7 protein-coding genes are annotated in these 6,782 nt (G+C 61.3%); 3 read left to right on the forward strand and 4 right to left on the reverse strand.

Annotated features, from left to right (window positions below; translation table 11 throughout):
* Positions 1-120 precede the first annotated feature (120 nt).
* The gene (gene pheS / locus EDE05_RS18770; protein ID WP_105373866.1) at positions 121-1,203 is read left to right on the forward strand and encodes a phenylalanine--tRNA ligase subunit alpha; all 1,083 of its coding nucleotides are present in this window, start codon (positions 121-123) and stop codon (positions 1,201-1,203) included.
* A 15-nt stretch (positions 1,204-1,218) separates the two neighbouring features.
* Positions 1,219-3,642 (forward strand): phenylalanine--tRNA ligase subunit beta, encoded by a 2,424-nt coding sequence (gene pheT, locus EDE05_RS18775; RefSeq protein ID WP_134102383.1) that lies wholly within the window; start codon positions 1,219-1,221, stop codon positions 3,640-3,642.
* Here the strand turns inward: pheT and EDE05_RS18780 are convergent.
* Together EDE05_RS18780 and EDE05_RS18785 are read right to left on the reverse strand one after the other, a co-directional pair.
* The gene (locus EDE05_RS18780; protein ID WP_105373864.1) at positions 3,639-4,034 is read right to left on the reverse strand and encodes a 4-oxalocrotonate tautomerase family protein; all 396 of its coding nucleotides are present in this window, start codon (positions 4,032-4,034) and stop codon (positions 3,639-3,641) included. The two genes, pheT and EDE05_RS18780, sit on opposite strands and share 4 nt — an antisense overlap.
* Before the next feature lie 43 nt (positions 4,035-4,077).
* Positions 4,078-4,479: a MarR family transcriptional regulator gene (locus EDE05_RS18785; RefSeq protein ID WP_245519941.1), complete on the reverse strand. Its 402-nt coding sequence runs from the start codon at positions 4,477-4,479 to the stop codon at positions 4,078-4,080.
* 157 nt (positions 4,480-4,636) lie between these two features.
* On the opposite strand from EDE05_RS18785, the gene EDE05_RS18790 reads away from it, so the two are divergent.
* Entirely contained in the window at positions 4,637-5,254 is a 618-nt protein-coding gene (locus EDE05_RS18790; protein ID WP_134102389.1) for a hypothetical protein, read from the forward strand.
* A 10-nt stretch (positions 5,255-5,264) separates the two neighbouring features.
* Here EDE05_RS18790 and EDE05_RS18795 read toward each other — a convergent pair whose 3' ends face one another.
* Together EDE05_RS18795 and EDE05_RS18800 are read right to left on the reverse strand one after the other, a co-directional pair.
* Entirely contained in the window at positions 5,265-5,624 is a 360-nt protein-coding gene (locus EDE05_RS18795) for a nuclear transport factor 2 family protein (protein WP_105373861.1), read from the reverse strand.
* 55 nt (positions 5,625-5,679) lie between these two features.
* Complete coding sequence (locus EDE05_RS18800; protein ID WP_134102392.1) at positions 5,680-6,681, reverse strand: aldo/keto reductase; 1,002 nt, start codon at positions 6,679-6,681, stop codon at positions 5,680-5,682.
* Between the last annotated feature and the right edge of the window lie 101 nt (positions 6,682-6,782).

The raw sequence follows: 6,782 nt of genomic DNA on the forward strand, positions 1-6,782 counted from the left end.
CCAAGCTTAATTAGCTCTACTGATTTTGGGAAACCCGCGCTGGTTACGGCTGGCGCGGGTTTTTCTTTTGCCCGTCACGACCTCGCCCTCCACCTCGCCGAGTATCAAACGGAAGAAACAATGTCCGATCTGGAAAACCTGAAAACCTCGCTTCTGGCGGAAATCGCCGGTGCCGGCGACGAGGCGGCGATCGAGGCCGTACGCGTCGGTGCCCTCGGCAAGAAAGGCTCCGTCTCCGAACTTCTGAAGACATTGGGTTCGATGTCGCCGGAAGAACGCCAGACGCGCGGAGCGGCGATCAATGCACTGAAGAATGAGATCACCGACGCGATCACCACCCGCAAGACGGTGCTGAAGGATGCCGCGATCGACGCCCGGCTGCGGGCCGAAACGGTCGACATATCGCTGCCGGTGCGGTCTTCACCCGCCGAGCGCGGCCGCATTCATCCGATCAGCCAGATCGTCGACGAGATCACGGCGATCTTCGGCGACATGGGCTTTTCGATCGCCGAAGGTCCTGACGTCGAAACGGACTATTACAACTTCACGGCCCTGAACTTCCCCGAGGGCCATCCGGCCCGCGAGATGCACGACACCTTCTTCTTCCAGGCGGACGAGCATGGCGAGCGAAAGGTGCTGCGCACCCACACCTCGCCGGTGCAGATCCGCACCATGGAAGCCGAGAAGCCGCCGATCCGCATCATCATTCCCGGCAAGACCTATCGTCAGGACAGCGACGCCACGCATTCGCCGATGTTCCATCAGGTCGAGGGGCTCGTCGTCGACAAGAAGTCGCATGTCGGCCACATGCGCTGGATCCTGGAAGAATTCTGCAAGGCGTTCTTCGAAGTGCCGTCGGTGACCATGCGCTTCCGCCCGTCCTTCTTCCCGTTCACCGAACCGAGCTTCGAAGTGGACATCCAGTGCGACCGCTCCGGCCCGATCGTCAAGTTCGGCGAGGGCAGCGACTGGATGGAGATCCTCGGCTGCGGCATGGTGCATCCGAACGTGCTCAAGGCCGGCGGGCTGGACCCCGATGAATTCCAGGGTTTTGCCTGGGGCATGGGTCTCGACCGCATCGCCATGCTGAAATACGGCATGCCGGACCTGCGCGACTTCTTCAACGCCGATGTCCGCTGGATGAACCACTACGGCTTCCGCCCGCTCGACATGCCGACGCTGTTCGGCGGCTTGAGCGCTTAAGGGAGGACTGACACAATGAAATTCACGCTTTCCTGGCTCAAGGAACATCTTGAGACCGATGCCACGCTGGACCAGATCTGCGAGCGTCTGACGGCGATCGGCCTTGAGGTCGAGGACGTCGATGACAAGGCGGCCTACAAGCCGTTCGTCATCGCCAAGGTCGTCTCGGCCGAAAAACATCCGTCGGCCGACCGGCTGAAGGTGCTGATGGTGGATGCCGGCGACGGCAAGCCGGTGCAGGTGGTCTGCGGCGCGCCGAATGCCCGCGCCGGTCTCGTGGGGGCCCTGGCTCGTCCGGGCACCTATGTTCCCGGTATCGACGTGACGCTCGCCGTCGGCAATATCCGCGGCGTCGAAAGCCACGGCATGATGTGCTCCGAAAAGGAGCTCGACATGTCCGACAATCACGAGGGCATCATCGATCTTCCGGAAGATGCGCCGGTCGGCACCCCCTTCGCCTCCTATGCCGGCCTCGACGATCCGGTGATCGAGATCAACCTGACGCCGAACCGTCCGGACTGCACCTCGATCCACGGTATCGCCCGCGATCTCGCCGCCGCCGGCCTCGGCACGCTGAAGCCGCGAGCGAAGCCTTCCTTCAAGACTGAAGGCGAGACCTCCGTTGGCCTCAGGATATTGCTTGACGACGAGCGGCTCTGCCCCGGCTTCGGCCTTCGCCTCGTGCGCGGCGTCAGGAACGGTCCGAGCCCCGTCTGGATGCAGCAGCGGCTGAAGGCGATCGGCCTTCGCCCGATCAACGCCCTGGTCGACATCACCAACTACATGACCTTCGATCAGGGTCGGCCGATGCACGTCTTCGACGCCGCAAAGGTCAAGGGCGGCCTGACGGTGCGGCGTGCATTGGAAGGCGAAACGGTCCTCGCGCTCGATACGCGGGAATACAAGCTCGGGCCCAACAACGTCGTCATTTCCGACGAGAAGGGCATCGAGTCGATCGGCGGCATCATGGGCGGCGAGCATTCCGGCTGCGACGAGGACACGACCGACGTGCTGATCGAGAGTGCGCTCTGGGATCCGATCAACATCGCCAAGACGGGCCGTTCGCTCGGCATCATCACCGATGCGCGGTACCGTTTCGAGCGCGGCGTCGATCCGGAATATATGGTGCCGGGGCTCGAGCGCACGACGGAACTGGTGCTGCAGCTCTGCGGCGGTACGGCAGCGGAAGCAAAGGTAGTCGGTTACAAAGGTCATCAGCCGAAAGTGATCGATTTCTCCTTCTCCGAGGTGAAGCGGCTGACGGGGCTGGAAGTCTCGACGGAGGAAAGCCGGCAGATCCTGACGCGCCTCGGCTTCACGGTGCAGGGCGACGGCGAGCGCGTCTCGGTGACCGTCCCCTCCTGGCGGCCGGACGTCGACGGCAAGGCGGACCTCGTGGAAGAGGTCATGCGCATTCACGGAGTCGATCAGATCAGGCCCGAGCCGATCGACAAGCTTTCGAGCGTCAACGCCAGGATTCTGACCACCCTGCAGGTGCGCACCCGCACCGCCAAGCGGGCACTCGCCTCTCGCGGCATGCTGGAGGCGGTCACCTGGTCGTTCATCCCCGAGGATCAGGCAAGGTTGTTCGGTGGCGGGCAGCGCGAGTTGAAGCTTGCGAACCCGATCGCGGCCGACATGTCGGACATGCGGCCCTCGCTGCTGCCGGGCCTGCTGACGGCAGCGCAGCGTAATGCCGACAAGGGCTTTGGCGACGTGGCGATCTTCGAGGTCTCCGGCACCTATGAGAGCGACAAGCCGGAAGGCCAGCGGCGCGTGGCCGGCGGCGTGCGCCGCGGCACGGCCTCGCTCAACGGTTCCGGCCGCCTGTGGTCCAACAGTGCCAAGGGCGGCGGCAAGCCGGTCGATGTCTTCGACGCCAAGGCTGATGCCTTGGCCGTTGTCGAAGCCTGCGGCCTGCCGATGGGCAATGTCCAGATCGAGAAGGGCGCGCCGGAATGGTATCATCCCGGCCGCTCGGGCACGATCAAGATGGGCCCGAAGGTCGTGCTCGGCTACTTCGGCGAATTCCACCCGAAGATGCTCGGCGCCCTCGATGTCTCCGGCGCGCTCTGCGGTTTCGAGGTCTTCCTCGATGCCATGCCCGATCCTAAGAAGAAGGCGACCCGCACCAAGCCGCCGCTGGAGCTTTCGCCCTTCCAGGTCGTGAAGCGCGATTTCGCTTTCGTGGTGGGAAGCGAAGTGGAAGCCGGATCGCTCGTCAAGGCCGCGGTCACCGCCGATCGTAAGCTGATCACCGGCGTCAACGTCTTCGACGTGTTCGAAGGCGCCTCCCTCGGCGAAGGCAGGAAATCGGTGGCGATCGAGGTGCTGATCCAGCCGGTCGAGCGGACGTTGACGGACGAGGATTTTGAGGCGCTGACGGCCAAGATCGTCGCCAATGTCGAAAAGACGACCGGTGGGGTACTGCGGGCTTAATTCGCCCGCTGATACCGCCATTCCTGGGTTCTGCCGCCATAGCCATAGGCGGCGGCCCGCACATCCTGGACATAGATGTAGCTCTCCTCGTGCAGATTGCCGAGGAGGGCCGCAAACCCTTCGAATGCCTCCCTGATATAGGCGGCCTTCTCGCTCTTCGTATTTGTCTCGTCGGTGATCTTGATATCGAAATAGACGCTCGACTTGCCCTGTTCGGCAAGCGTGCGGCCGCCGGCGAGCCAGTCGCGGGGATCGACATAATCGATGGCGATGGCAGTCACTGCAGGATCCTTGCCGAGGATGCGCTGCGTCAGTTCTGTCAGCATATCGGCTATCGCCCTGGTCATGGCGTCCGACCGCTCTCCACTGACTTTCACATTCAATATGGGCATGGCTTTTTCTCCTTTGGTTAGCTATGCAACTAATTAGGTGTCTTCACGACAGATAACTGCCGATTGATCTGGCCTGTTTGACGAACCCGGCGAATACCTCGTCCCCGAGCTCGGCCTTCAGCCTTTCGGTTACTGCGCCGCTGGCCGCGTTCAGCGAGTCCTTCAGTATCAAAGCGTCCGGTGTGGGATGGATTTCCCATTCCCGACCGTCCCGTTCTGCCGGCCGCCTTTCCAGCAACCCGCGCGTCACAAGCCCGTCCACCGCTCGCGTGGCCGTTGCCCGCGCGATCCTCAGCGTATCCGCCAGCTCGCTATGCAGCATTCCCGGTTTGGCAAGGACTGCGCGCAAGGTGAAGGCTTGCGGCGGAGTGAGGTCGAAAGGCTTGAAGGCCTCGGACCAGACACGCTCCAACTGACGGGCCAGTGCTGTGGTGTTGAAATACAAGCAATGATCAAACATGCGAAGAGGATAGCAGATATAATTGCATATGCAACTACAATATGCCTCGAAATTGCGAAAACGGGTGGCATCGTGATTTTCCGATAGCTACCCTACCATCCGGGGAAAATCCGTTCGATATGGCAACAAGAAGAGGGCGATCATGCGCATACCGGGATCGATGAAGGGACTTGAAGAACTCGGCCGGGTCCGTTTGTCGAAGAACTTCTTTTTCCGCGATTTCCTGTTTTCCGAAATTGCCAATTTCTACGGCATTCCGAACATTCCCGAAGACCCGGATCTCGCGATCGAAGCGGGGCGCCATCTATGCGAGGAGCTTCTGGAGCCGCTCCAGGCGACTTTCGGCAGGCTGCACCTGCGCTCCGGTTATCGTTCGCCCAAGGTCAACGAGTTCGGCAACCGGAACAATCTCAACTGCTCGTCCAATGCCAACACCGCCGCTGATCATATCTGGGACAGGCGCGATGCCAAGGGTTTCATCGGCGCCACCGCCTGCGTGGTTTTCCCCTGGCTCGTCGACAATTACGATCAGGAGGGCGACTGGCAAAAAATGGCCTGGTGGATCCATGATCATCTGCCTTACGCCTCGATCATGGTCTTCCCGAAACTCTGGGCTATGAACATCCAGTGGCACGAAAAGCCGGCGCGACGGATCCGCAGCTTCGCCGAACCGCGCGGCGTGCTGACGAAGATCGGCATGCCTAACAACGAGGGCGACCATTCCGCCTTTTACGCGGGCTTTCCCGAGCTTAAACGGTAGCCGGCGCTTCTCAGGAGTGCAGGTAGTAAAGCTTGTTGACGATCGTCCAGCGCCCATCGATCTTCAGGAGCGAGAGATGGTCGGAAAAGCGCATGCCGGCGAACTCATCCACCACTTTCACGGTTGCGGTGTCGCCGGTAACATCGAGGGTCTCGATCTGGATGAGCGGCTGGGTGTCGGCGGGTGCGGCGCCTTCCGAGGCGATCGCGGCGATAAACTCGTCAAGCGACAACCATTCGACGGTGCCTTGGTAATTGCCGATGATGCAGGCCCTCGGGTGGAAAGCCTTGCGAAGCGCTCCTTCATGCGCAAACGTCATTCCGTCCACGTAGAGGTGGACGACAGCCTGGACTGCCTGTTCTTCCGACATCTCCGTACCTCCCGGAAGAAGTATAGCGCGGAGTCAAGGCCAGTCCAGACAGATGTTATTGCTGCTTCGGGGTCCAGGCAGCCGCCTGCTGCCCATAGCGAGCGCCGGAAAATTTCTCGGGCGCAAGCATGTCTCCCAGTGTCCTCACCTCTTCCGACGACAGCGCGATCTCGGTCGCGGCGACGTTCTGTTCGAGATGCGGAATTTTTCGGGCTCCCGGAATAGGCACGATGAAATCGCCCTGATGCAGGACCCAGGCAAGCGCAAGCTGCGCCGCCGTCACGCCCTTGTCCGCGGCCATTTCCTCCAGCAATTTCACCACGGAAGCGTTGGCCGCCATGTTCTCCGCGCTGAAGCGTGGCAGCGAGCTGCGGAAATCATTCGCGCCGAACTGGTCGGGACTCTGGATCTTGCCGGTCAGGAAGCCCCGGCCGAGCGGGCTGAAGGGAACGAAGCCGATGCCGAGTTCGCGGCAGGTATCGAGGATCTCCCCTTCCGGATCGCGCGTCCAGAGCGAATATTCGCTCTGGAGCGCCGAGATGGGATGCACCGCATGGGCGCGACGGATGATGTCGGCCCCCGCTTCGGAAAGGCCAAGCGCCCTTACCTTGCCCTCTTTCACGAGTTCCGCCATGGCGCCGACGGTATCTTCGATCGGCACATTGGGATCGACGCGGTGCTGGTAAAAGAGGTCTATAACGTCGACGTCGAGCCGTTTCAGCGATGCTTCCGCGACTTCGCGCACAAGCTCCGGCCTGCTGTCGAGACCGGACATGGCGCTGGAATCCTTCTTCTCAGGATCGATCCTGAAGCCGAACTTTGTTGCGATCACGACCTTGCTGCGGAAGGGTTTGAGGGCGCGGCCGACGAGTTCCTCGTTGACGAAAGGTCCATAGACTTCCGCGGTGTCGAAGAACGTCACGCCCATTTCCACCGCCCGATGCAGTGTTCGGATGGACTCCTGTTCGTCCTGACCTCCATAGGCATGGCTCATGCCCATGCAGCCAAGGCCGATTGCGGAGACGTCGAGTTCTTTTCCGAGTTTCCTCGTTTTCATGGGGGATTCTCCAATGAAAGAACACAAGGGCAAGAACGCTTATTTTCGCGGCTTTTCCTTGGGTTCGGTTATGTTTTGACCGGCGTTTGGGCCCGATCAGT

The organism is Neorhizobium sp. R1-B, assembly GCF_004368875.1.
Taxonomy (GTDB): Bacteria; Pseudomonadota; Alphaproteobacteria; order Rhizobiales; family Rhizobiaceae; genus Neorhizobium; species Neorhizobium huautlense.

Excerpts from the sequence above, each read along its gene's own strand:
- pheT (WP_134102383.1), top strand. The coding sequence starts at position 1,219 with ATGAAATTCACGCTTTCCTGGCTCAAGGAACATCTTGAGACCGATGCC.
- EDE05_RS18780 (WP_105373864.1), bottom strand. The coding sequence starts at position 4,034 with ATGCCCATATTGAATGTGAAAGTCAGTGGAGAGCGGTCGGACGCCATG.
- EDE05_RS18790 (WP_134102389.1), top strand. The coding sequence starts at position 4,637 with ATGCGCATACCGGGATCGATGAAGGGACTTGAAGAACTCGGCCGGGTC.
- EDE05_RS18795 (WP_105373861.1), bottom strand. The coding sequence starts at position 5,624 with ATGTCGGAAGAACAGGCAGTCCAGGCTGTCGTCCACCTCTACGTGGAC.
- EDE05_RS18800 (WP_134102392.1), bottom strand. The coding sequence starts at position 6,681 with ATGAAAACGAGGAAACTCGGAAAAGAACTCGACGTCTCCGCAATCGGC.
- pheS (WP_105373866.1), top strand. The coding sequence starts at position 121 with ATGTCCGATCTGGAAAACCTGAAAACCTCGCTTCTGGCGGAAATCGCC.